The 24,030-nt window shown below is 52.1% G+C and carries 17 protein-coding genes; 12 read left to right on the forward strand and 5 right to left on the reverse strand.

Going from position 1 to position 24,030, the window contains the following annotated elements:
• Positions 1–193: 193 nt before the first annotated feature.
• From KJS57_RS08385 to KJS57_RS08415, 7 genes are all read left to right on the forward strand, one after another.
• Positions 194–1,960 carry a cache domain-containing sensor histidine kinase gene (locus KJS57_RS08385; RefSeq protein WP_213654402.1) on the forward strand — a complete coding sequence of 589 codons (1,767 nt, stop codon included), beginning with the start codon at positions 194–196 and terminating at the stop codon, positions 1,958–1,960.
• Entirely contained in the window at positions 1,957–3,564 is a 1,608-nt protein-coding gene (locus tag KJS57_RS08390) for a response regulator (RefSeq protein WP_213654403.1), read from the forward strand. Before KJS57_RS08385 ends, KJS57_RS08390 begins: the two co-directional genes overlap by 4 nt.
• Before the next feature lie 96 nt (positions 3,565–3,660).
• Entirely contained in the window at positions 3,661–4,983 is a 1,323-nt protein-coding gene (locus KJS57_RS08395) for an extracellular solute-binding protein (protein ID WP_213654404.1), read from the forward strand.
• 108 nt (positions 4,984–5,091) lie between these two features.
• The gene (locus KJS57_RS08400; RefSeq protein WP_211022370.1) at positions 5,092–5,967 is read left to right on the forward strand and encodes a carbohydrate ABC transporter permease; all 876 of its coding nucleotides are present in this window, start codon (positions 5,092–5,094) and stop codon (positions 5,965–5,967) included.
• A 97-nt stretch (positions 5,968–6,064) separates the two neighbouring features.
• The gene (locus KJS57_RS08405) at positions 6,065–6,916 is read left to right on the forward strand and encodes a carbohydrate ABC transporter permease (protein WP_213654523.1); all 852 of its coding nucleotides are present in this window, start codon (positions 6,065–6,067) and stop codon (positions 6,914–6,916) included.
• A 553-nt stretch (positions 6,917–7,469) separates the two neighbouring features.
• Entirely contained in the window at positions 7,470–8,018 is a 549-nt protein-coding gene (locus tag KJS57_RS08410; protein WP_244861463.1) for a TetR/AcrR family transcriptional regulator, read from the forward strand.
• A 20-nt stretch (positions 8,019–8,038) separates the two neighbouring features.
• The gene (locus KJS57_RS08415) at positions 8,039–8,452 is read left to right on the forward strand and encodes an SRPBCC family protein (RefSeq protein WP_213654406.1); all 414 of its coding nucleotides are present in this window, start codon (positions 8,039–8,041) and stop codon (positions 8,450–8,452) included.
• A gap of 140 nt (positions 8,453–8,592) precedes the next feature.
• Here KJS57_RS08415 and KJS57_RS08420 read toward each other — a convergent pair whose 3' ends face one another.
• Positions 8,593–9,345 (reverse strand): SDR family NAD(P)-dependent oxidoreductase, encoded by a 753-nt coding sequence (locus KJS57_RS08420; RefSeq protein WP_211022367.1) that lies wholly within the window; start codon positions 9,343–9,345, stop codon positions 8,593–8,595.
• A gap of 246 nt (positions 9,346–9,591) precedes the next feature.
• Here KJS57_RS08420 and KJS57_RS08425 point away from each other — a divergent pair, with 246 nt between their 5' ends.
• Positions 9,592–11,034 carry a methyl-accepting chemotaxis protein gene (locus KJS57_RS08425; RefSeq protein ID WP_213654407.1) on the forward strand — a complete coding sequence of 481 codons (1,443 nt, stop codon included), beginning with the start codon at positions 9,592–9,594 and terminating at the stop codon, positions 11,032–11,034.
• A gap of 95 nt (positions 11,035–11,129) precedes the next feature.
• On the opposite strand, the gene KJS57_RS08430 is transcribed toward KJS57_RS08425, so the two are convergent.
• Positions 11,130–12,938, reverse strand: a complete 1,809-nt coding sequence (locus KJS57_RS08430; protein WP_213654408.1) for a helix-turn-helix domain-containing protein — start codon at positions 12,936–12,938, stop codon at positions 11,130–11,132.
• Between the two features lie 482 nt (positions 12,939–13,420).
• Here KJS57_RS08430 and KJS57_RS08435 point away from each other — a divergent pair, with 482 nt between their 5' ends.
• Both KJS57_RS08435 and KJS57_RS08440 read left to right on the forward strand, forming a co-directional pair.
• Positions 13,421–14,290, forward strand: a complete 870-nt coding sequence (locus KJS57_RS08435; protein WP_213654409.1) for a hypothetical protein — start codon at positions 13,421–13,423, stop codon at positions 14,288–14,290.
• Positions 14,291–14,342: 52 nt separating this feature from the next.
• Positions 14,343–18,125, forward strand: coding sequence for an S-layer homology domain-containing protein (locus tag KJS57_RS08440; protein WP_213654410.1), 3,783 nt, complete (start codon positions 14,343–14,345; stop codon positions 18,123–18,125).
• A gap of 89 nt (positions 18,126–18,214) precedes the next feature.
• Here the strand turns inward: KJS57_RS08440 and KJS57_RS08445 are convergent, their stop codons facing one another.
• From KJS57_RS08445 to KJS57_RS08455, 3 genes are all read right to left on the reverse strand, one after another.
• The gene (locus KJS57_RS08445; RefSeq protein ID WP_244861450.1) at positions 18,215–19,339 is read right to left on the reverse strand and encodes a TFIIB-type zinc ribbon-containing protein; all 1,125 of its coding nucleotides are present in this window, start codon (positions 19,337–19,339) and stop codon (positions 18,215–18,217) included.
• Between the two features lie 9 nt (positions 19,340–19,348).
• Positions 19,349–20,371: an SPFH domain-containing protein gene (locus KJS57_RS08450; protein WP_211022361.1), complete on the reverse strand. Its 1,023-nt coding sequence runs from the start codon at positions 20,369–20,371 to the stop codon at positions 19,349–19,351.
• Between the two features lie 737 nt (positions 20,372–21,108).
• The gene (locus KJS57_RS08455) at positions 21,109–21,771 is read right to left on the reverse strand and encodes a YitT family protein (RefSeq protein ID WP_213654412.1); all 663 of its coding nucleotides are present in this window, start codon (positions 21,769–21,771) and stop codon (positions 21,109–21,111) included.
• 238 nt (positions 21,772–22,009) lie between these two features.
• Between KJS57_RS08455 and KJS57_RS08460 the strand changes: the two genes are divergently transcribed.
• Positions 22,010–23,101, forward strand: coding sequence for a threonine aldolase family protein (locus tag KJS57_RS08460; RefSeq protein ID WP_213654413.1), 1,092 nt, complete (start codon positions 22,010–22,012; stop codon positions 23,099–23,101).
• A 113-nt stretch (positions 23,102–23,214) separates the two neighbouring features.
• Positions 23,215–23,904: a peptide-methionine (S)-S-oxide reductase MsrA gene (msrA, locus tag KJS57_RS08465; RefSeq protein WP_213654414.1), complete on the forward strand. Its 690-nt coding sequence runs from the start codon at positions 23,215–23,217 to the stop codon at positions 23,902–23,904.
• The last annotated feature ends 126 nt before the right edge of the window (positions 23,905–24,030 follow it).

The raw sequence follows: 24,030 nt of genomic DNA on the forward strand, positions 1-24,030 counted from the left end.
TGAATATGAATATGAATCACAAACAATGAGCACGCCGGACACGGCGTGTTTTTTGTTTTAAACCGGGTCTCATTTCATGCCAAGCTCGGGGGGGCTAATTGAAGAGAAGCACGCTTAGTAAAAAGTATTCCGAGAAAGCGCTACCAATGGTATATTATATAAAAATTGTTCCAAATGGGGGGGAGCTTGCCGCATGCAGCAGTGGCTTGGGAAATCGCTCAAGCATAAGTTGTCGCTCTTAATCATCTTCGCCACGCTGGTTCCTCTGCTGTTTCTCGGATTGTTCTCCTACAAAATGGCGGAGGGCGTGTCCGAAGAAAAGGCCAAAATATCGGGGATGAACACGCTTCGCCAACTGGAGGCTTATCTCGGGACGATGGTAGGGGATGCGGAGAATATGTCCTTGTTTCTGATCGGAAACAGCAGCGTCCAAAGCTATTTAAAAGCACCGGAGAGCGACTTGAAGCTGCAGAATTCCATCATTCTGCTGTTGAACAGTCTGGCATTCTCCAAAGATTACGTCGCCAATATCGTGATCGAGCCGCTCGACGCCAAACGAAGCATCACGCTTAAGTCTCTGATCCGTTCGGATTTCGCGGACATTACCGGGACGGAATCAGGATACTACGCACGTCATCCGAAATGGTGGTCCCCCGTTCATCGCCAGTGGACCTTCGAGGGGATGCGTGAGGTGATAACGCTGTCCCGGCCGGTTCGCAGCACCGATAAGTACAAACCGATCGGGAAGCTCCAGATCAATCTGGATCAGTCGGTCGTCGCCCATCAGGTGAGTCAGGCCGCGATGGAGGAGAGCGGATTTGTTCTGCTGCTGGATGCGGAGAACCGGATCATTGCCGGACCTGCGGACATGGGGACGAACTTGCCGCTTGACCATTACTATCCGGGGATCGGGGATCTGGACGGGATAAGCGGAGACCTTAACTATGGGGAAGGCAGCGACAAAAAGACGATTCTGTACCGGACGATGGACGGGGTCGGCTGGAAGCTGGTCGGCCTGATTCCGGCGCAGGAATACCGGTCGCAGAACCGGTATTTTCTTTCCTTGACGGCAGTAGCTGTTACCGGGGCCATTTTGCTCGTTATTTTCTCCGTTTTGTTTTTAATACAGAAGATTACCAAGCCTTTATCCGCATTAACGAGATTCCTCAAGAATGCCAGTCCTGACGAGCCGTTACCGGCCCTCCCGGTCAAATCGATTGATGAAGTAGGGCAGCTGATCATCAGCTATAACCGGTTAAGCTCGCGGATTATGAAGCTAAACGAGGAAGTTAAATTGAACGAATCGCTGAAAAAGGAAGCCGATATGCATGCGCTTCAGGTACAGATTAATCCTCATTTTCTCTATAACACGCTGTCCTCGATCCATTGGCTGGCGCTAATGAACCAGGATACGAAGATTGCGGATATGGTCGGCTCTTTGAGCGACTTTTTACGGTTTAGCCTGAATAGCGGCCAGGAATATTGCACGGTCCACCAGGAAATCATGCATGTCCGCAACTACGCCAACATTCAATCAGCCCGTTATCCGGATCGATTTACGCTAGAAATTTTGTGCGATGAAAGCTTGAACGAGGTTTTCATGCTAAAACTGCTGCTGCAGCCTCTGGTGGAAAATGCGATGCTTCACGGGATCTTGAAGCAAAAGCTGCCCGGGACGATCACGATTTCCATCAAGGGGGAGGGACAGCGGCTGGAATTGTATGTGGAAGACGACGGCGTGGGTATGTCCGCCGAACGGCTGAACTGGTTGAGAGAGCAACTGGCCGAGAATCCGAGATATGAGCCGACGCGCTCTCCGCAGGGAAGCTATGGACTGCGTAATGTCCACAAGCGCTTGCTGCTTCATTACGGCAAGGATTCCGGATTGCGCGTGGAAAGTACGGAAGGAGAAGGGACCAGGGTCAGTTTTACGATTCCTTGCAAGGGGGAACAGCCATGAAAGTGTTGATTGTCGATGATGAAGTTATTATCCGGACCGGGCTAAGTACGGTAATTCCTTGGGCAGAGCACGGGTTCGAGGTCATGGAGCCGGCGGCTTCGGCTGAAGAAGCGCTGGAACGAATCCCGGAAGAACAGCCGGAGATCGTCATGACCGATATCCGTATGACCGGAAGGAGCGGCTTGGAACTGGCCCACGAGGTAAAGCTGAAGTTTCCGGATACGGAATTGATCATCATTACGGGCTTTGATGATTTTTCGTATGTGCAGCAGGCGCTTCGGGAGGGAGTGGGCGATTATTTGTTGAAGACCAGCCGCCCGGGCGAAATCGTACAGGCGGCGGACCAGGCGAGAAGCCGAGTGCTGGAGCAGAGGCGGCTCAAGGAGCTTCGCGCCATGCAGCAGCGGCTGGTGAATCAAGGCTTTCTCCGCAACCTGCTTGCTTCCGGCACGGGAGCCGATGAGGAAATCGCGGAACGCGAGTTTCGGGAGCGGTATCCGGACCTCCGATTGACTGAAAGTGGAGAAAGGTTGGAGGTTTGGCGGATCACCGCCAACAACCAGAAAGACCCTGATGCTGAATGCGCTAAGGGCGGGGAACGTCTGCAGCAGGCATCCGGAGCGTTGACCGAGCAGATCGGTGCCATGCTGGCAGGGCGGCTCCAAGGCGAGTGGCTGCCTTGGGGAGAAGGCCTTCTGCTGGTTGTGCGGCGGGAGCGTGACTGCGGTGACGGCTGGTGCGCCGTGGAAACGGCGATCCGGTCCGCCGAGCAGTCGCTGGGCTGCCCGATTCTGGCTGCCTGCGGAGAGCCGACGGTATCGGCCCGCGGTCTGCGCAGCGCCGTAGAAACCGCGGAGGAGACCGCCCAGTTCCACTGGCTGCTCCACCCGAAGCGGACGCTCCGGTACGATGAGATCCGGAGGCGCAAAGGTTGCCGAGCCGTTTGCTCCCAGGAGGAGGAGCATGCCCTCTCCCTGCTGCTGCGGGCGGGCAATCCGGAAGAGCTGAGAGCATGGATCTGCGGGCAGCTGCAGCGGCTCCGCCTGGACGAACAAGCGACGCCGGGCTCGGTCCGCGCTTACCTGCATTCGCTTGCCGTTGCCGGCCGGCGCTGGCTGGAGCGCGCCGCTTCCTCCATCGGCCATGCTTATACCTTTAGCGGTTCGGAGGAGGAGCTGGATTTGGATGAGCTGGCGCGCGCGCCGGAAGAGGCGTTGTTCGCCCATCTGGAATCGCTCATGAACCAGCACCAGGTCATGGTCGGGGGAATCAGCCCCGTCCAGAGCGCCATTTCATACATTCACGATCATCTGGGTCAATCTCTATCCTTGAATCAGGTAGCCGGTCATGTCCATATGAACCCGAATTATTTCAGCGCGATGTTCAAACGGGAGACCGGGCAAAATTATATTGAATTCGTTACCCGTGCGAAGCTGCAAAGGGCGATGGCTATGCTCCGGGAAACGACGGCGAAAATCAGCGAGATCGCGAACGGGATCGGGTATGAGGATTTGAAGTATTTTAACCGCCTGTTCAAGAAATTCACGGGGCTTACCCCGTCCGAGTATCGGGAAAGACCTGAAAAATGTCCCTCTATCGACTGAAGTTTCTCCCCTGTGGAGTAACGGCCCCCTCTTTTATACTAGGGCTAATCAACAAGGAGCTTCATACAATCTCAATCCAATCAAGGGGGACTGACGATGAAAGCCAAAGGAAAAATAGGTCTGCTGCTGCTAATCGTTGCACTGCTGCTTTCGGCGTGCGGAGGAGAGAGCGGGGAAAAAGCTGAGGGATCGAAGGGCAAAGAGGAGAAGGTAAAACTGACAATCTGGCACAATTTTGCCGGCGATGATTTGCGGGCGAAAACCGTGCGCAGCTTTATCGATCAGTATAAACAGGATCATCCGAACGTGGAATTGGATGCGCAGGCGATTCCGCCGGACGGCTATCGTCAGCGCTTGAGCACCGTAGCGGCGGCCAATGAGATGCCGGATTTGTTCTTTGTGTATGCGGGAAGCCATTCTTCCGAGCTTTACAACGCGAAATTGTTGCAACCGGTTACAGAAGCGTTGGACGCACATCCGGAATGGAGAGATAAGTTTTTGCCGGGAGCTTTCGACGCGTATAAGTTCGAAGCGGATCAGGTATATTCGGTTCCGCTCGGTATGTCGGCCACCTCGATTTTGTATTACAACACTTCATTGTTTGAGAAATATAACGTAAAAGTCCCGACAACTTGGGATGAAATGATGACGGCGATCAAAGTGTTCAATGAGAACAAGATTACGCCGATCGCGCTGGGGAACAAGGCGCCGTGGGTCGCGCAATCGACGATTATCGGCTCGCTGGCCGACCGGGTAACTGGAACCGACTGGTTCAAAAATGCGGTAGCCCAGAAGGACGCCAAATTTACCGATCCGCAGTTTGTGGAAGCGCTTGGTTACTTCAAGGAGCTGGTGGATAATAAGGCATTCCAGGAAGGCGCGAACAGCATCGACAATACCCAGGCCGAACAGTACTTCATCCAGGGGAACGCGGCAATGATGATCAGCGGCGCTTGGACGCTCACGAACCTGGCGGCATCAGCCACGGAAGAGCAGATGAAAGCGATCGACGTCACCGTCCTTCCGGCGATTCCTGGCGGCAAGGGCGACCCGAACACGATTACCGGCGGAGCCGGCGGCGGGCTTGCGTTAAGCAGCCGGACGGAGGGCAAGGCCAAGGAAGCGGCGCTGGAGCTGATCTATGCCGTCAGCGGCCCCGAAGCTCAAAAAGCGATTGCCGAGAGCAATTCCATGGTCATGTATGATACGGAAATCGATCAGGCGAAGGTTACCTCGTTGTACTATAAAGCCTTCAACCTGGTCAAGAAAACGGGGATTACGCCGGTTTATGACGCTTATCTGTCCGCCGATGCGGCGGATGTCATCAATAACGGACTGCAGGAAATTATGATGGGCGGTACGCCGGAATCGGTAGCCCAGAAGGTACAGGATGCGCAGGCTAGATCAGTTACTCCTTAAGGCGAGCAGTTTTTAGTTAGATACAGGATTGGACGGGGGAGGCCAGCCCTCCCCAAGTCAGCCTTATGACACAAATGGACTGTTTGCTTAAGAAAGGAGGCTGCATTCATGCCAACCGCATTACGAAGCAAGGGATTCATTGCCGTGGCGCTGCTTCCGGCCCTGTTACTATTCTTAATGTTCGTTATCGTGCCGGTGTTTTGGTCGGCGTATTACGGATTTTTCAGCTGGAAGGGCTTCGGCGCGGCAAGCTTTATCGGTTTGGACAATTACCGCGAAATGTTTCAGGACGGAATCTTTTGGCGGGCGCTCCGCAACAATTTGATATTGGTAGCATCCTCGATCATCGGACAGATTCCGATTGCACTTCTGCTGGCTCTGCTGCTGCTGAAAAATACTCTCTTTTCCCGGTTCGTCCGTTCCGCCGTCTTCATGCCGATGGTGCTGTCTACAGTTGTCGTCGGTCTGATCTGGGGATATATCTACCAAACGCAATTCGGGCTCGCCAATACAGTGCTGAGAATGATCGGATTAGAGTCCTGGACCAGGGCCTGGTTGTCCGATCCGCAGGTCAACATGCTGGCGATTTCCATACCGATCAACTGGAGCAATGTCGGGCCGTACCTGGTTATTTTTATTGCCGCTCTGCAAAATATTTCACCGGAGGTCGACGATGCGGCCAAAATCGATGGCGCCGTGGGTTGGCGCAAACTCCTTTATGTAACGTTGCCCATGATCTGGGGCACGGTCGTCGTCACGCTCGTCCTGTGCATCTCGGGCAGCCTGAAGGCCTTCGACCATGTCATCGTCATGACCGGCGGCGGGCCGGCGCGCTCGACGGAGCTGCTCGCGACGTATATGTACAACAGTACTTTTGACGTGTACCGGTACGGATACGGTTCCGCCGTGTCGACCATGATCATACTCATCAGTGCGCTCTTGATCGGCATCAATTACATCCTGACCCGGCAGAAATCGGGTTAGTCGGGAAGGAGAAGGCGACATGAAAATAGAGCCGGCCTTGAAAACAGGGGTAACCAACGATCAGAGCCTTCAAAAAGGAAATGGTGGGAACGGCGGGATGAGACGGGATCTATCCGGCAGACAGTTGGCGGTCAAGGGCTTATCGGGCCTTGGCAAGCTATTGCTGCTCGTGTATTCCGTGATTACGCTGTACCCGTTATACTGGCTGTTTATCAGCGCGTTCAAGACGAATCAGGATTTCTTCAACCGGCCTTACGGCCTGCCGCTCGTCTGGATGAAGGAGAATATAGTTAGAGCTTGGGAGCTTGGGCACATGGGACGGGCCATGGTGAATTCCACCATTGTCACGCTGGCCGCGGTTGTACTTACGATCTTGCTCAGCGTTCTGGCGGCTTATGTGCTGGCCCGGTTCCCGTTCCGTTTCAAAAAAGCGGTGGTTGGAATTTTTTTGGCGGGCATGCTCATTCCGATCCATAGCACGCTTGTGCCGCTGTTTATCATCATGAATAAAATCCATCTGCTGGATACGTACGGGGCGCTAATTTTGCCTTACACAGCGTTCGAGCTGCCGATCGCGATTTTTTTGGCCATGGCATATATGGCTTCGATCCCCCGGGAGATTGAGGAGGCGGCCATGATCGACGGCAACGGCTGGTGGGGCATCTTCGGAAAAATCGTGCTGCCGCTGTGCACGCCGATCATCGCTACGATTTCCATTCTGGCGTTCCTCCGGTTCTGGAACGACTTCTCGTTCGCCCTTGTGTTCATCAACACGCAGGCGCTCAAGACTCTGCCGCTCAGCCTGTCCCTGTTCTCGGACGGCTTCGGTACCGATTACAGCCTGACGATGGGCGCGATGGCGATCGCCGTCCTCCCGACGATTGTCGTTTACCTCATTCTGCAGGAGCAGATCATGAAGGGGATGGTCGCCGGATCGATTAAGGGATGATTGGAAAAAATCTAACCAGATGGCTGATTCAGCGTCCAATCAGCATTTTCATTGGATAATTTCCAATGAAAAGCTCTCTATAACTCTAAATCGGCACGGACACTCATTTTTCATTGGATATTTTCCAACCAAACATCACCAAAGTAAAAGTAACTTCTATATCATTGGAAAAAATCCAACAAGCTGCCCTTTGCGCGAGTGAGTAGGGAAGCCGAAGAAAGATAAGGAACTGTTGGATGGTGGACGGAAACGGCGGATGTGTGCTTTATATGCAGAACCAGAAAGGTAATTTCAAGAGAAAAGACGCCTGTACGGCGTCTTTTTTGTTTCCTTTTTTTGACTTATAGAAAGGCAGCGTATATAATATCCATATGTTAGTGTTGACTAACATTTTGGAGGAGCGAGCATGGAATTTAATGAGACATTAAGAGATAGACAGAACTTGACGAGCGAACAGAAGCCGGTAGGCAAACAGAAGTTGACGAGCGAACAGAAGTCGACAGGTAAACAAAAGCCTGCGGGCAAGCAAAAGTTGACCAGCAAGGATAAGCTGATGCAGGCGGCGCTCTCTTTGATGGCGGAAAAGGGCTACAATGGCGTTTCCACCAAGGAGATTGCGGCTGAGGCGGGAGTCAGCGAGATGACGCTGTTTCGTAACTTTGGCAGCAAGCCCAATTTACTGGACGAGGCGATTGACCGGTTTTATTATACCGGTGCCATGGAGATGATTTTTGCCGAGCAGCTGGTGTGGGATTTGCGGAGCGATTTGCGGCTGGTCGCCGAAACGTACCATGAAATCATGAATCGGAATCGGACGTGGATTCGCGTCGTTCTCCAGGAAGCGGAATTATCCGCCGCGCGGGAAAAGGCACAAAAGCACCCGCGGCAGCTTCGGGAACTGCTGACTAATTATTTTACCGGGATGATGGAGAAGGGGAAGCTGACTCCTACTTCGCCGGAAGCGCAGGCGATTACGTTCATGTGGATGAATTACGGTGCGTTCATGGCTCATCTGTACGGTTCGGAAGGCATTGCCGGCGTGGCATTGACGGAATTTCTGGATTCGAGCATCGAATTGTTCGTAAGAGGACTTACGCCTTAATTTTGAGAGGAGTGGTTTCGATGATAGGACAAACAAAAGCGGCCGGATTTCAGATCGGCGTGCGCCGGACTTTTCCCGTTTCCAGGGAGGCGGCCTGGGCATTTCTGCTCTCCACGGAAGGATTGAAGCTGTGGTTGGGCGATTTGTCGTCGCTGGAGCTCGAACCGGGGCACCAATATACGACCGAAGAAGGAAACTTTGGGGAGCTGCGCGTCGTAAAGCCGCTGGAGCAGCTTCGCTTGATCTGGCAACGAAAAGGGTGGAGTCAGCCGTCCACGCTCCAGATTCGACTCATTCCCAACCCGTCGCATGCCGACAAGACGACAATCAGCTTTCATCAGGAGAAGCTGACGGACGCTTGGGCCCGGGAGGAAATGAAGCAGCATTGGGAGGCCGTAACGGCGGCGATCATGGAGCAAGTTGGCACCGACTAAGCAGGGAAGGGAAATGCGCTCATACACTCCCCAGGAGACACATGAATCAACTTCGGACTCCAAAAATAAAGGCCCGTATCCCGGACATGTTTTGATCCGGATACGGGCCTTTTTATGCTATTTACAGTTACAGTACGCTCTTAAATAACATGAGGCTGGGCTTCGATCTGCTCCGCTTTCACGACGGCTTCTTCAAGAGATAAGCCGGTGAAGCTTTGCGCAGGGAAGAAGCGCCCGCTCTTCTTGTCGTCGACAAAGGCGCCGATCGCAATCCCCGGGATGACGCTCTTCACGTCATTAGGGGCCGATGGTCCGCCCAGATCGGTCCGGCACCAGCCCGGATCGGTCAGGTTCAGCATGACGTCGGTGCCTTCCAGACGGGAGGCCAAATCCTTCGTGAATTTGTCCAGCGCGGCTTTGCTGGCCGCATACCCCGCTTGCTCCGGTTCATTGCGGATGCCGCTGGTTGTATTGATAACGCGTCCGAAGCCGCGCTGAATCATTTTCGGAATAAGCCGGTTGCAAATCGTAACGACAGAGATGAAATTGATGCGGAAGCTCTGTTCAAAGTCCTCCACCGGAGTATTCCAGTAATCCGTCCGGTAAGCGATCTGAACGGCGGCATTGTTGAAGACGATGTCGACCTGCGTCCCTTTTGCCTCAATTTCATCCAGCATCGCTACCACTTCCTCGTGATTGGCGAGTTCCGCCTGCACGCTATATACTTCCACGCCGAGGTTTTTAACCTCTTCTTCCAAAGCCTTCGTATGCTCCAACGTTCTACTGTGCAGGATGAGATTGCAACCCTGCTGCGCCATAAAAATGGCGGTCTCATAGCCTACGCCCCGGCTTGCGCCCGTAATTAATGCCCATTTCCCTTTTGTATTGACCATAGACTGAGTACTTCCTTTCAAAATAAGGTAGAGAGAATCTCCCAGTCCTTATACTATCATTTGTTTGATATCGCTTTCAATACGCTTGAGTTTAATAGGAAAGCAGCGCTCAAAAAACGATAGTAGAGTTCATGAAAAGGGTGGAGGGATTTTGTTCGAGTATGTCGAATTACAGTGCAGTGTTCAAGTAATTATGTAATACAGCAACCCCGTAGAATAAAACAGCTCAGAGAGAGAGTGATTGTGATGTCAGAGAAATTAATCGAATTGCACCGAAGGAACAAATTAATGGTTTGGTTGCTATGGGGAACTCTTTTTCTGGGGCTTGTCTTGTCGGTTCCACACATAAGACAGACGTTGGCTATTTCCGGACTGCCGGTCGCCCTGCTGTGCGTGATTCTGATTTGGAGAAAAATAGGGGTTCGTTATATTATGTACCTCGTATCGATCGGGCTTAGCATCATCACCTTCTTTTTTATTAATGCGAGCGCGGGATACAGCAGCCTGCTTCTTATTTTCTTTACGCTAGCTCTTATTTCAATTTATCATAATTATCGTCCCTTACTGCTTAGCGGCCTGCTTGCGATAGTGATGACGAACTACTTTTTGCAGACCAAAGAATTTCTGTCAACGGAAAGTGACATTAACTTAAATGGTTATCTGATCGTCACCCTAACGGCCTTGATTGCACAGAGCCTGATCGGCGCCAAAATGAGAAGGAAAGCGGAAGCCAGCGCCGCGGAATCCGCGGTTGCGCAAAATCGGACGGAGGAAGTCTTGGGAGAGGTTAAAAATACGGTGGAAGTGCTGGGTCATTCGATTCTAAGCTTGCAGGCGAATGCCACCCATACAGGGGAAATATCCAATCAGGTCGTAACCGCCTTCAATGAAATCGCGGTCGGTATCGAGACTGGGTCCGCCAGCATTTCCGATATATCGGAGGCTATCCATCGTGTGGATGAGAATGTAAGTGCCACAAGCCAGGCCTCCGTTAAAATGAGTGAACAATCGAAGGCGACTTCCGAGTTTACGGTTCAAGGCAAAGTTAAAATGGACGAATTGACGGGGAAAATCCATGAAATCGACCAAATCGTTCAAAATACTTCCCTGGTTATGGGAGAAGTGAATGAGGAAAACCGGAAAATCGAAAGCATCGTGGACCTTATTAAGGACATTGCGAACCAGACAAACCTGCTTTCTTTGAATGCTTCTATCGAAGCGGCGAGAGCTGGAGAACATGGACAAGGATTCTCGGTGGTGGCCACGGAAATCCGGAAGTTGGCCCAGCATGCTCAGGAGGCATCTACGGACATCTCGGTCATTCTCGGATCCATTCAAAGCCGCATCGGGCAGGCGACGGATTTAGTGGAGCATGGCCGTACGGTTGTGGATGCGGGCAAAGAATCGGCGATGAATGCAGAACAGCTGTTTGCCGGAATCGAGTCGAATTCAACCGGGGTCTTGGAACAGGCGGTACAGGTTCGCGAAATGAATGAACGTCTGCGCCAAATTTCTGAAACCGTCGTCCAGGAGGTTACCACGGTGGCCGCTTTCACGGAACAATCCGCGGCATCGGTTGAGCAGGTACTGGCAAGTTCGCATGTCCAGCAGCAGCATGTAGTAGAGATTGTCACATCGATTAATCAACTACGGGAATTAATGAACAAGCTGGAAGATATCATAAAATAAATGTTGTTCGCAAAAATAGGGGGTTATCTCCGCACCGGATGAGGATAAGGTGCGGAGATAACCCCCTTTTTGAACTAGTCCCTGAACTAACGGAACTAACGTTTGTCGCTGGCTAGCCTGTTATTCGCATTTTCCAAAACCAGCCTCGCCAGCTCGTCTCCCTGTCTCTCCAGGTTTGCCATCCACTCCAGCAGTTGTGCCTGTTCGGCTCTTTGCTCATTCGACCAAGCCTGCCGGACCGAGAAAGAGGTTTTTAAAGTTTCATCACTTGGCATGGCTTCATAAAAAGCCGAAAGCCGTGAATACACCGTATCGTAAATTTTGGCCAGTTCCGAGAGCTGTTGAGAGACATATTCACCTTGCGGGATGAAAAGGGAATCACGCAAATAAGCAGCCGCGCATTTCCGGGCGTCGGTTAGGGCCATCATGCAAAAATGATTGACGCTAAGCCTCCGGGAAATATCCGAATCCTCCGCCGTTCGATACCATGCCTCATCCAGCAGTCCTTCTCTCCACGTCTCCAGAGCGGCGTATCCCATCCGGTAACCCCGATTTTCGGTTTGGCTCATCGAGTCTACCTTGGTATGCAGTGAACGAAGCAGGTTGTCGAAGTCGGAAGGAACCGGGCCTTGATCTCCAAACCGCACCATGGCGAACGGCCACTGATCGACATAAAGATAACCTTTGCTCTCTTCCATGGAGGCTTGGAATTCGGGATCATCATGAAGATCCCGGAAGGTTTCGTCATCGAAATAGGATCGGCAGAGCAAGGTGTTTCCGTTATTAAGATATCCCGTAATGACGCCCCACTCGGGTGCGACGCGCAGGTTGATGGCAATAGGAAGCTGATGTTTGCGAATGCTGGCCAACACTTGCTGCTTTTCCGCTTTTCGTTCTTTCTGGCTGATCCGATCCGCCCAGATCGGTTGAAAGCCATAGGCCGCAAAGGCGGGAACGGCATAATCGTAAGCTACTAAGGCATCAGCGGAGCTGTAGTCCCAGGCCGGGGTAAAAGAGATTCTCCAGCATGCCCCGGAGACGCCCATGATCTTTTCATAGGAAGTCTGAACGCCCATACTTTTCAGAGAAAGGTACATTGCGCCGCCCCAAGAGCAGTCCATTCCTTTGCCGAAGCCCAGCCGGTCAACCTGTTCGATAATGTAACTCTCGCTGGAGTCGTCGTACCAAAATAATGACATTCGATCCGGGCTGTAGCGGATGCGTTCACCCTCCCGGCAACTGACGGCGTGGAGACCTTCGGCATTTCGGTAAATCAGCAGCAAATAGTCTTGTCCTTCATTGTCGATGAGGCTTGGAAACACTTCATGATTGGCCTGAAACTGATCCCACCGGAAATACTGGAGATGCGTCATTTTCTTCATCACGTTCAGATAAGCCGTTTCATTGCCGTAGGCTGCAAAGATAAAGTCCAGTTCGCCGTCCTTGGTCATGAAAGTTTGTGAGTCGATCCCGATGGTCAAGGTGTCCCCTTTTAAAGCGTAATCGGAATAAACCCCGGAGGGAGTTTCATATTTCACGAGCAGTACCTTGAGCCGGTCACTTTGAATTTTAAAAGGAAGGGTCTGTTCGCTTACGGGAAACGTCAATTGATTGCCGACAACAAACTGATTCAAGAAGTGAGTAACTTCATGGCTCTCCTGTCCATCCGTATAGCATGCGGAGAGAATGATTAATTCTTGCGGCATGAGGATGCTGTCAATGGAATGTCCCAAGATCGTGGAGAGCAAGGGCAGCGTAGCCGTCTCGGGAAGCGATTTCCCCGTTTCCCACTTGGAGACCGCTTGTGCGCTTACATGGAGCCGCTCGGCGAGCTCCTCTTGTGAGAACTTCTTTTCCTTGCGAAGCATGGCGATGCGTTTACCTACTTTATCCCCGTTGTTCATCGTTTCTTCTCCTAAATCAGATTACGACGTCGTTATCTTCATTATAAACACGGGCGGCAGAAACGCTATGTATCTTAGGACGAGTAACTCGGCTGGAACTCAACTGCTGGTTGAGTAAGGATGAATGGACGGCAGAAAACGCCGCTGAATACGCTACTGATTACGCCGGAACACCGTAACGAGACGGAATAGTTCAATAATTCCGATAAAACCAATAGGAAAAATTAAAATAATGATTGACATTGCGATGATCGGACCCTAATATAGGGTTACAAGAAACAAAAGCACCTATCAACCACATCATTCAGGATGATGAAAAAGAGTGATCTACTGGACGGCCAGAGATCCAATGAGCACGCATCTATGCGGCTTGTTGGGTCTTTTTTTATTATCCGGATGAAGCAGACAAAGAGGGTGAGCAGCGAAGATTAGTGCGGTGATGCAACAACAACAATTTTAAACTCAGAAAGGATTGTGTACTCATGAAAAAGATTGCGATATCCCTAGTTTCAGCGGCTTTGGTATTCGGCGTATTGACATTTGCGGCGGTTTCCGCGAATAAACACGCCAGGGAAGTAAACGCGGCGGAGGGCGCTCCGGTTGCTCCGGCAACCTCGTCTTTAGATAATACGGCGGCGGAACCTCCGATTACGGAAGAGCCTGTCAATGCGGAGGATAGCGGATCCGTGCTGCAGGCTGAAGCAGCCACACCGGACGCGTCTGCGGCTGACGAATCGACTGTGGCGGAAAGCGAATCGGCTGGTGAAACGGCTGGGTCTGCCGAAGCAGCGACGACAGTGGTTCCTGTGAAGGTTGAAGGAAGTAAAGCGGCAGGGTCTGGGTCTTCTACGGTGGCAGCATCGGAGTCTTCGGCGAAGAATGCAGCCGCTGTAAACAAAGCAACGGAATCGACACCGTCCAAGACGACAGCATCCGCGGCTAAGCAGGACAGTAAGCCTGCACCTACGGCTAGTACGGCCTCCGAGGAGAGCAAGGACAAAGCGGGTACGACGGCAGCGGAATCACAAAAGGCGCCGTCAACGCAAGCGTCGGCTCCAGCTGTTAAAGAGCAAAACACCGGTTCCGGTTCGTCTGTCTCTTTTATCAAGAAGCAGAATAATCAACCTAAAGTGACAACACCTGCAGTGACCGAAACCAAATCGGCCGCAGCGCCTGCGTCAAGCTCGAGTTCTTCTTCATCCGACTCGTCATCTTCTTCATCATCATCCAGCTCGTCGTCCGGTTCCTCATCATCTTCGTCGTCAACTTCTGCTCCGGCACCAGAACCGGCAGCTCCGGCTCCTGCTCCGGAACCAGCTCCAGCACCGCCGAGCTCCGATGAAGATTGCTAATTAAGCAATACCAAATGAGGTTCAAATCACACAAGAACATTGAGGTGTTAATATGAACAAAATCAGATTAAACCAGTCCCGGCGATGGTTGACGTTGCTGCTGGCGGCATTCCTGGCTGTGCCGGTATTCGGCGGAGCCAGCGCCAGCGCCGCTGAGGCTGCAAACAGTAGCGGCATCGCTAAATCGGCGGTTAGTCACTTTAATTATTTCGATAAGGTGTATGAGCATTTGAATGATGAGAACCATGTGTTCAAAACGGCTACATATGAAGACATCGCCCATCTGTTCGAGAGCGAAGGCAACTACGCTGTCCTGTTCGGCGGGGCGTGGAGCGAGCAAACTCAGGCGACCATCGGATTCATTAACGAGGTGGCGAAAGAACAAGGCATTCATACCGTTTATAATTTCGATACCAAGCTGGATGGGGATTCCCTGCAGATTGCGGATTCCAGTAACCCGTTCGCTTACAAATATGTAGATCTGGTCAATAAGTATTTGAAAAACCTGAATTTGGACGACAAGAATGACCCGGCTTACAACGTCAGCTACACGAAGGACGGCAATACGGTAGCCGCCAACAAAATCGAAGCCCCGTTCCTGTTTGTATACAACAAGGATCATAAAGACGAGCAGGGAATTCCGGCACCGATCGTGACCTATTTGGACGAACGCCGGATTTGGGATGACTTTTTGACGGATGGCCAATTGGATTCTAATAAGGTCGGAGCGTATAAAGAGTTGGTTCGCACCGTATTCAAGGCTGCGCAAGGATACAGCACGATCAACGAATCCGATTATATTAAGGAAGCCTTCAACCTCAACTATGCCGGGGAGAACGCCGGGCAGACTATTTTTACGGAAGCCGACGGGGATCTCGTCTATGAGCATGTAACCTATCACCAACTGCAACAGATTTTGCAGAGCGAAGGGAACTACTTGTTTCTGTTCGGGGGATCGTGGTGCCCGAATACGCAGGCGGTAATCAAATACATTAACGAATATGCCAAGCAGCAGGGCATCGATAAAATCTATTTCTGGGATACCAAGCTGGATGGGGGACTGGAAGTCCGGGAGTCCGGTAATAATACGGGCGGACCGAGAGGGGATAATCCGCACGGCAATGAAACGCTTCAAGTCCGGACGACAAATCATCCATATGCCAAATTGTACGTCGATCTGGTCAACAGCTATCTGACCAATATCAAGACTCAGAATAATACGGCTGCCAAACCGACGACGATCAGCTATGTAGATGGACAGGGAACCGTGATTTCCGGGGACCGTCTCCAGGTTCCTTATCTGTTCGCTTACAACAAGGATAACAAGGATGCGGATGGCCAAGGCGCTCCAATTCTGGGACATATCGAGCTGATGTATTCCTGGACCAACATTCAACCGGATTACGTGAAGGAAGGCGATGGATACGCGGTAGGCGCCAGATATAACAACTACATCAAAGCGCTTGAATCGTTGCATTCCAGACTGGAAGCCACGCCGACGGGATTGAATGCAATAGCGCCGACGACGTCCACTAACAATGACGGACAAATCACGGGTACGACTTCTGCCTTGGAATATAAACTGGCCGGGGAATCCGAGTTCAAGCCGGTATCCGGTGCGTCGATAACCGGATTGGTTCCGGGCACTTATCAGGTGCGGTATGCGTCCAAACCGGGCTATCAGGGACCGACCAGCAAAGAAGGGGCGACCGCGATTTCCTACGCGCCGGGCCAGTCGGTAGAAGTCGTGGTTCCGGCGGCTAAGCAAGATCAAGAACAAGACGCACCTAGCGGATTAAAGGGGATTGCGCCAACGACGGCCGACAATCTAGACGGACAAATCACGGGTACTACATCTGCCCAGGAATATAAACGGGAAGGCGACTCCACTTATAAACCGGCTGTAGAGGGTGCTATTACCGGTTTAGTGCCGGGACTCTATGCCGTAAGATATGCGGCCCGCGAGGGATTCAAAGCGAGCCCGGATACTTTGGTTGAAGTCCCGGGCTTCGGCGAGCAGGCTGCGCCGACGGGATTAATCGGCGTGGCGCCAACGACGCCGGCCAATGATGACGGCAAAATCGTCGGAACGACGACCGCGATGCAATATAAACTGGTCAGCGCTACGGATTACGTATACGCTACGGACATTGAGGTTACCGGGCTCGTTCCGGGAATTTACAATGTAAGGTATGCGGAAAAAGAAGGCTACAAGGCAAGCCGTCCGACCGATGTGGAAGTTCCGGCCTATGCTGCGGAACAAGCGGCTCCAGCCGGATTGACAGGCGTGGCTCCGACAACTTCGGCAAATAACGACGGCAAGATCAACGGTACTGTTCAAGGACAGGAGTATAAGCTGTCGGGTGCGGCAGAGTATACGGCGGTGACAGGCACATCGATTACCGGACTGGTGCCGGGCACTTACCAAGTCAGATATGCAGCCAAGACGGGGTATCATGCCAGCCCGGATACGGCCGTAATCGTTCCAGCCTACGCACCGGCGCCGGGAGGCGGCGGCAATAAAGGCGGTGGCAACAATGGCGGAAACGGCTCGGGCGGCGGAGGTTCGAATTCATCGTCTGGCAGCGGCTCCGGCGGGAACACTGGTACGACTGCACCAACTGACAGCGGAAAGCCGGCGGTAACAACGAATGGCAATTCCGTTGTTGTCTCAATAACGGTGAAGCCTGTTACGGACGAAGCAACAGGGTCAAGTACGGCATTAGCTTCGGCAGCAGCCGTGACGAGTCTAACGGATAGCGCGAAACAGGCGGAGGCAGCCGGCAAAACAGCCGTGATCGAATTCAAGGCCACGGCAGCAGCCGGCACGCAAACGGCTCAGTTTACGATCCCAAGAAAGGCCTTTAACGAATTGGCAGCCGGAACAAGCGCTGCTGTCGTGATCAATTATGAGGGGATTGCGACGATTACGTTGGATGCCGGCACCATCGATAAGCTCAGCGCATCCGAGGAGAGCGGCGATATTAGTATCCTGATTGCGAAAGCCGAGCTCACGGAAGAAGGTAAACAGGCGCTTGGCGATCGTCCTGTGTATGATTTCTCCATCTTTGCCGGCGACAAGAGCATCACGAGCGCAGGCACCGGTGGCAAGATTAAGATCAGCATTCCGTACCGGCCGCAAGCCGGCGAAACGAATAATGCGATCATCGTGTACCGGGTCAGCGAGTCGGGTGAGTTGGAGGTATTGCGAGGCGGATTTAATCCTGCAACGGGGACGGTTGATGTTGCGGTCAACGAGTTATCCCAACTTATTATCGGATACCATAAAGTCGCATTCGCCGATGTCGCAGCGGAGTCGTGGTATTACCCGGCTATCGATTATCTGGCGGCCAGAAACATTGCGTCGGGGGTTGATGACAACAACTTCAGCCCGAATGCCAAAGTGACCCGGGGACAATTTGTCGTGCTGTTGCTGAAAGCCTACAATATTTCTCCAGAGGCAGTTGGAGCGGACAATTTCTCCGATGCCGGGGAATCATACTACAGCGGTTATTTGGCCGCGGCGAAAAAGCTCGGTATCGCTAACGGAGCGGGCGATAACAAGTTCTCTCCGGAATCTGAAATTACGCGTCAGGAGTTGATCACGCTGCTGTACCGTGCGCTTGGCGTACTCAGCGAGCTCCCTTCGGACCAATCCGCAGCATCGCTTGCAAGCTATAGCGACGCTGGACAGATTGCCGGCTACGCGCAAGAGGCATTCCGGCAACTTGCAGGAGCCGGAGTTATAACGGGCAGCAACGGGAAGCTTGGCCCGCAAGAGGCATCGACCCGTGCCCAAGTGGCGCAGATCCTGTACAATCTGCTTTCAAAATAATTAGTAGCATAACAAAAGACAGTCTTCCGATTTCGGGAGACTGTCTTTTTCTCTGTTAAGTATGATGTCGCATGCATAGGCCTTCACTTTTATTGGCTTTGCCCTATGAAGTACAACACAATCAGGACCGCCGCTACGCAGAACAGCACAAAAAAAGTGATTTTCCACGGGCTGCGCGGAACAGTGCCTGAAACAAGTCCGGTCTGAGCGTTGACCATGTAACGGTAAGGCTTTCCGCGATAAGTATAGCCCGCATTCCAGATCGGCAGCAGCAGATGTTTGTAGGTAAGCCCGCTGTATTGGGTACGGGTACGCAACGAGCGGATCTCATCGCCGCCAATCTGCCTTTTGATGCCGACTTCGATGGCATTGTCGATGCGCACCTTGGCTTGCTGCCAGCCCTCGCTGCGGGGCACGGAATATTTCTCGGCCAGGTAGCCGCTCAGATATTCCGGTCGGTACTCTTTTAATTTCGACAGGTCGAAATTGTTCAGCTTCTCCAGCAGCTTCCCGTCATAACGCCGGGAAGCCGGGACCAACACATCGTCAAACCAGCGGTCATACTCCCCGCCGACCCGGTGCCATACCGTGTACCGTTCCTGGGTCGTATACGTTTCGGTTTTACCGTTGACGGTCCGGGTACGAGTGACGGTGCGAGAATGATAGTCGCCGCGTTCCGCCGTATACACCGAGTCCGTATCGGCATCGAAGGTCCAGTAGGGAATATACAGACCGGACAGCCGAGCGACAATGTTCCCGTTCTTGAAGGCATTCGGCACAAACCATCGCTTCGACTTCCATGTCTTGAACGAAGCCATGGCCTGTTTCATGGAAATTTGGAACGGAATCACGGTTTCCGGTTTGATACTGGCCGTGTCCTGTTGACTTAGAACTTTCGAGGATCCGCAGAAGGGGCAGATCGCGGCGGTTTCCAGTTCAGGCAACACGATATCGCCGCCGCAGCTTTCGCAGTGCAGCGTCTGCTTCCGGAATCCCCAATCCGTCAGCGCTGCATTTTCTTCATCCGTTCCGGACAAATCCAGATCGTACTCTACGGGCTGGCTGCCGGAATCCTCAATGGCCTCTTCACGCCCGCAGTATTGGCATTTCAGATTTTGCGCTTCGGAGTCGAACAGCATCGGGCCGCCGCAGCCGGAACAGGGAAACGTAACTGGAGCCTTCGCGTTGGCTTCTTTTGGTGCTGAAGCTTCCATCGTCATCCCCTACACTTTCGTACCGCAACCGGAGCAGAACTTTGCGTTTTCCACCAGCGGCGAACCGCACTCCGTGCAGAACCGTTTCGGTACGCCAGTTTGCGCGGCATTCCCATTCCCTGCCGCTGCGGGGCCGCCGCCGCTGGCTGCCGGTCCCGGTTCGGCCGGCCGGTTCATCATCTGGCCCATCATCTGGGCCATCGCCATGCCGGCGCCGAGACCGGCTCCGGTTCCGGCTGCACCCGAATCCGGGTTGTTTGCCGCCTCGCGAATGGCTTCGGCGGTCTGATATTTCATATATTGGTCCAGGTTGCCGGCGATGTTCATCGACGACTTCCGGTCGATCATTTGCTCGACTTCCGGCGGTAACGACAGGTTCTCGATCAGCAGCAGCGACAGGAACAGACCCATGCTTTCGAAATGCGGCTGCAGGCGTTCCATGGCCCGGGCGCTCAGCTCTTCATACGAAGAAGCCAGATCCATCACGGGAATGCGGGATTCGCCGATCAGATCGCTGATTCCGGTAACAAGAATCGATTTTAAATACCCGGAAATTTGCTCGGTCGTAAAGTCACTGCGGGTACCGAACAATTCCCTCAGGAACATGGCCGGGTCTTTTACGCGGATCGCATAGCTTCCGAAGCCCCGCAGCCGGATGGCGCCAAACTCGGTATCCCGGAGAATAACCGGATTGGTCGTTCCCCATTTTAAATTCGTAAAATTGGCTGTACTGACGAAATAAACATCCGCCTTGAACGGCGAGTTAAACGCATACGGCCAAGACTTAAGGGCGGTCAGCAAAGGCATGTTTTGCGTGGATAACGTATAAGTGCCGGGGCCGTAGACATCGGCGATCTGTCCCTCGTTGACGAACACAGCGGCCTGAGATTCGCGGACAATCAGCTTGGCGCCCATTTTGATCGCATTATCGTATACAGGAAAACGGTACACCATCGAGCCGGAATTCGCCGATTCGTCCAGCCATTCGATGACTTCAATAAATTGGCCTTTCAAAAAAGAAAACAGTCCCATCGTTCTACCTCCAGATTGCAAATAGAAAAATCTACCTCCATTATACTTAAAGTCTGCGGTAGGGGATACCCGGGGGGACCGGGTCAGTTCTCATTTCGCGTATCCATTCTATATAGAAGGAGCATGCAGCCTCTGTTTATTGAATAGATATATAGTTTAAAAGCTGCATAAAGGAGGTAATCATGGACCGGAAAAATGAAATTCAAGAACTTAAAGATCGATTGGAACATGTTGAGGCACAGTTGGAGAGAAGATCTAAGAGCTTCAGACCTCTTAAAACAGCCATAATGCTAATGCTCGTTATTGTTTTCCTTATGGTACTAATCGGGATCTTCCAATTTGTGAGCGCATGATAAAGGCCGCTGCTTGGCGGCCTTTTCATTGAGCATACTTAGTAATAAGGATGTGTGAGCGTCCTAACAAAACAAGCTGCTCCAGGGTGTAATAATCCTTGGGTGGCTTGTTTTTTGTTCGCTGCCATCACTTCTGCTGTCGCTCATTGGAAGAAATCCAATCAAACGGCGCACAAACAGCAAGGTTTGATGCCATGATTGGATTAAATCCAATCATTACTCGGATTTTCAGGGTTAAAGCGGCATATACGCTCGTACTGGTTGGATTTTGTCCAATGAAATGGCTTTAAGGCAGAGTGGTGAAAGAAATGGCTGTATTTTTTCCAACGAAAGCGGGAGGGAGCTGTTTCCCTAAAAGTTGGATTGGAACCTTCCGTTCCAGATTCAGCCTCCTTTTCTACCACGCCAGACATAAAGGGGTTTGGTGGGGAAAGAGGCGCTATATAACCAGCTCACGATGCTGGTGGAAATCCATTGGCATAGGAGGGCTTGAATAATAATCATCCAATCGATAACGCAGGCCGTAAGGATAAAAATGCATCCGTTCATCCACAGCAGCGTTTTACCCGGATCGGCATGCCTTTGCCTGGATATTGCGAGCGCCGCAAATCCGATGCCTCCGTTGGAGAAACGCTGGGTGAGAAGAACGGCGATGCCGAGCCCAAGCAGAACCGAGCCGACCAGCAGATCGAACCAGACGTTACCAAACGGGCTTGTGAAGTAGACGCCGAAGATGTTAAAGGATACCGAAGTGGTGGTGATCACCCCGATCGTGCCTATAGTGCTGATCGTTCCAAGATACGGAATCGCGGTCAAAAGAAACAGAAAGTTCATCAGCCAGAAGCCGATGCTCATCGGCAAGGAAAACCAATGATTTAGCAGCAAAGCAAGCCCTCCGGCCCCGCCGGGAGGAATGGCATGCGGAAACAGAAAGACGCCCATGCCGAATCCCTGGATAAGGGAACCAGCGAGAATCAAGGAGGCTTTTAAACAGGATCGGCGCAAAAGATAGCCCTTCGTTCTGCTAGATAATAGATTCACAAGCATCGCTTCCTTTAAAGAATATGAAGGGCTGAAGTCGGGCTTCGTCAGACTATCGTCCCTTCTTCTCCAAATGTATGCTTGTCATTAAACAGGAATGCCATTTGACTCAATGAGGGCCTCTTCCAGCGGAGGTATGAGATTATTACGTTAGCCTGTGGAAGTGTTAAAATAGGAGTATTATACAGGTCACGAATGGACCGGATAACACTATCCGGAAAAAGAATAAAGGAGCAGAACAGCGATGAATGAGCAGAAAACCCTATCGGAAGCATTTAACCGGACCGCTTACCGCCTGTCGGGCCAGGGCCTCCGGAATGTAGAAGTCTTAAAATCGGTCTTGGAGCAAGTTGAGGGAAGCTTAGAGAGCGATATATATGGCAAAGGCCAAGTCATCGAGGAGTTCCAGAGCGAGATGGCTGCGTATCTCGGCAAGGAAAGCGCGGTGTTTTTCCCAAGCGGCACGATGGCGCAGCAAATCGCTTTAAGAATCTGGTGCGACGAGGGAAATCTCAAGCAAGTGGCTTATCATCCTCTAAGCCATTTGGAGATCCACGAAGAGGACGGATTAAAGGAGCTGCATGGCATCAAGCCTGTTTTGCTTGCGGACAAGGACCGTCTAATCACTTTGGAGGATGTCCGAAATTTACGGGAAGATATCGCTTGCCTTCTGCTGGAACTGCCGCAGCGCGAAATCGGCGGCCAGTTGCCGGAATACTCGGAGCTGGAGGCGATCTCCGCTTATTGCCGGGAGAAAGGCATCAAGCTGCACTTGGACGGCGCGAGACTTTTTGAGATTTTACCGTACTACCAAAAGAGTGCCGCCGAGGTTTGCGCGCTGTTCGACAGTGTCTACGTCTCTTTTTACAAAACGATCGGCGGGATTGCCGGGGCGATTCTCGCGGGAGACGCGGACTTCACCGAAAAGTCGAAGGTTTGGAAAAGACGGCACGGCGGCGATCTCATCAGCTTATATCCGTATATTTTGAGCAGCGCGCACTATTTTAAGGAACGGATCGGCAAAATGGAGCAATACTACCGGGATGCCGTCCGGCTGGCGGAATGCTTCAATGCCTGCACTCGCGTGAACACCCGCCCGGCGGTACCTGTATCAAATATGTTCCATGTACATTTTGATGCTCCAAAGGCCAAAGTCGAACCGGTGCTGATCGAGTTATGTGAAGCGTCGGGGATCGGAATCACCGGAAATGTGAGAGAATTTGACGGGGATACAAGTTATTTCGAGCTAAGTGTAGGGGATATGTATTCCCAAGTTCCGGAGGAAAAGCGCGAGGCGATGTTCCGGATGCTGGATGCTAGACTTCGGGAGATGTGAGGTCGTACACAAATATAGAGCGGGACGGTTTCTTTTTACAGGGGAACTGTCTCGTTTCTAATATAGCCGGTTAAACGCAATTTCCGACTACATTAACGGGAGGTTTTCCAGCTATGCTGAACGAGGGGCCGGAACAATTCAACAACAGCCGCACGGAATCGGAAACTAAGAGTCACCCGCAACATCAGACAGCAACGCTCGGAATGGGATGCTTTTGGTCGCCGGAAGCTTTGTTCGGCCAATTGCCGGGAGTAATCCGAACTCGTACCGGATACGCCGGGGGAACGACCGATAACCCGGAATACCGGCGGATGGGAGACCATACGGAAACGGTTCAGATCGATTTTGATCCCGGACAAATTTCGTATGAGCAACTGCTGAAAGTATTTTGGGACAATCATAATCCCGCTAATATCAACGATTATAAAGGGCGTCAATATTTGTCCTTGTTACTGTTCCATGACGCCGAGCAGGAGCGCGCCATTCAACACTGCATCGAGCAGCGCATAGATAGCGGCGATCGCAGACCGGAGACCGAGATTGCACCATATACTGTCTTTTATCCTGCCGAAGAGAGACATCAGAAATATTATCTGAAAAGATTTCCGGACGCGCTAGCTAAATTGAGCCAGTTATATCCCTCGCAGGAAGAAATCGACGGTTCGACGATTGCGGCCAGACTGAACGGGTTAGCGAAAGGTTATACAAGTCTGGAGCGCATCAGGAACGAAATCATGGAATGGCCGATAAGTTTACCGGAGCGTGATCGAATCCTTGAACTTATCACAAAAATCAGGTGGTAGCAGGATAACGCTATTCTTTCCCGGGAAACCTATTTTTGGCAAACCGGAGCCATAAACCCGGAATATACTGAATAAAAGGCAAGAACTGGCGGTTTTCGGGTAATAAGGGGATAAGCCATAAGGCAT

This window comes from Paenibacillus vini (assembly GCF_018403325.1).
In the GTDB taxonomy this organism is placed as follows: domain Bacteria; phylum Bacillota; class Bacilli; order Paenibacillales; family Paenibacillaceae; genus Fontibacillus; species Fontibacillus vini.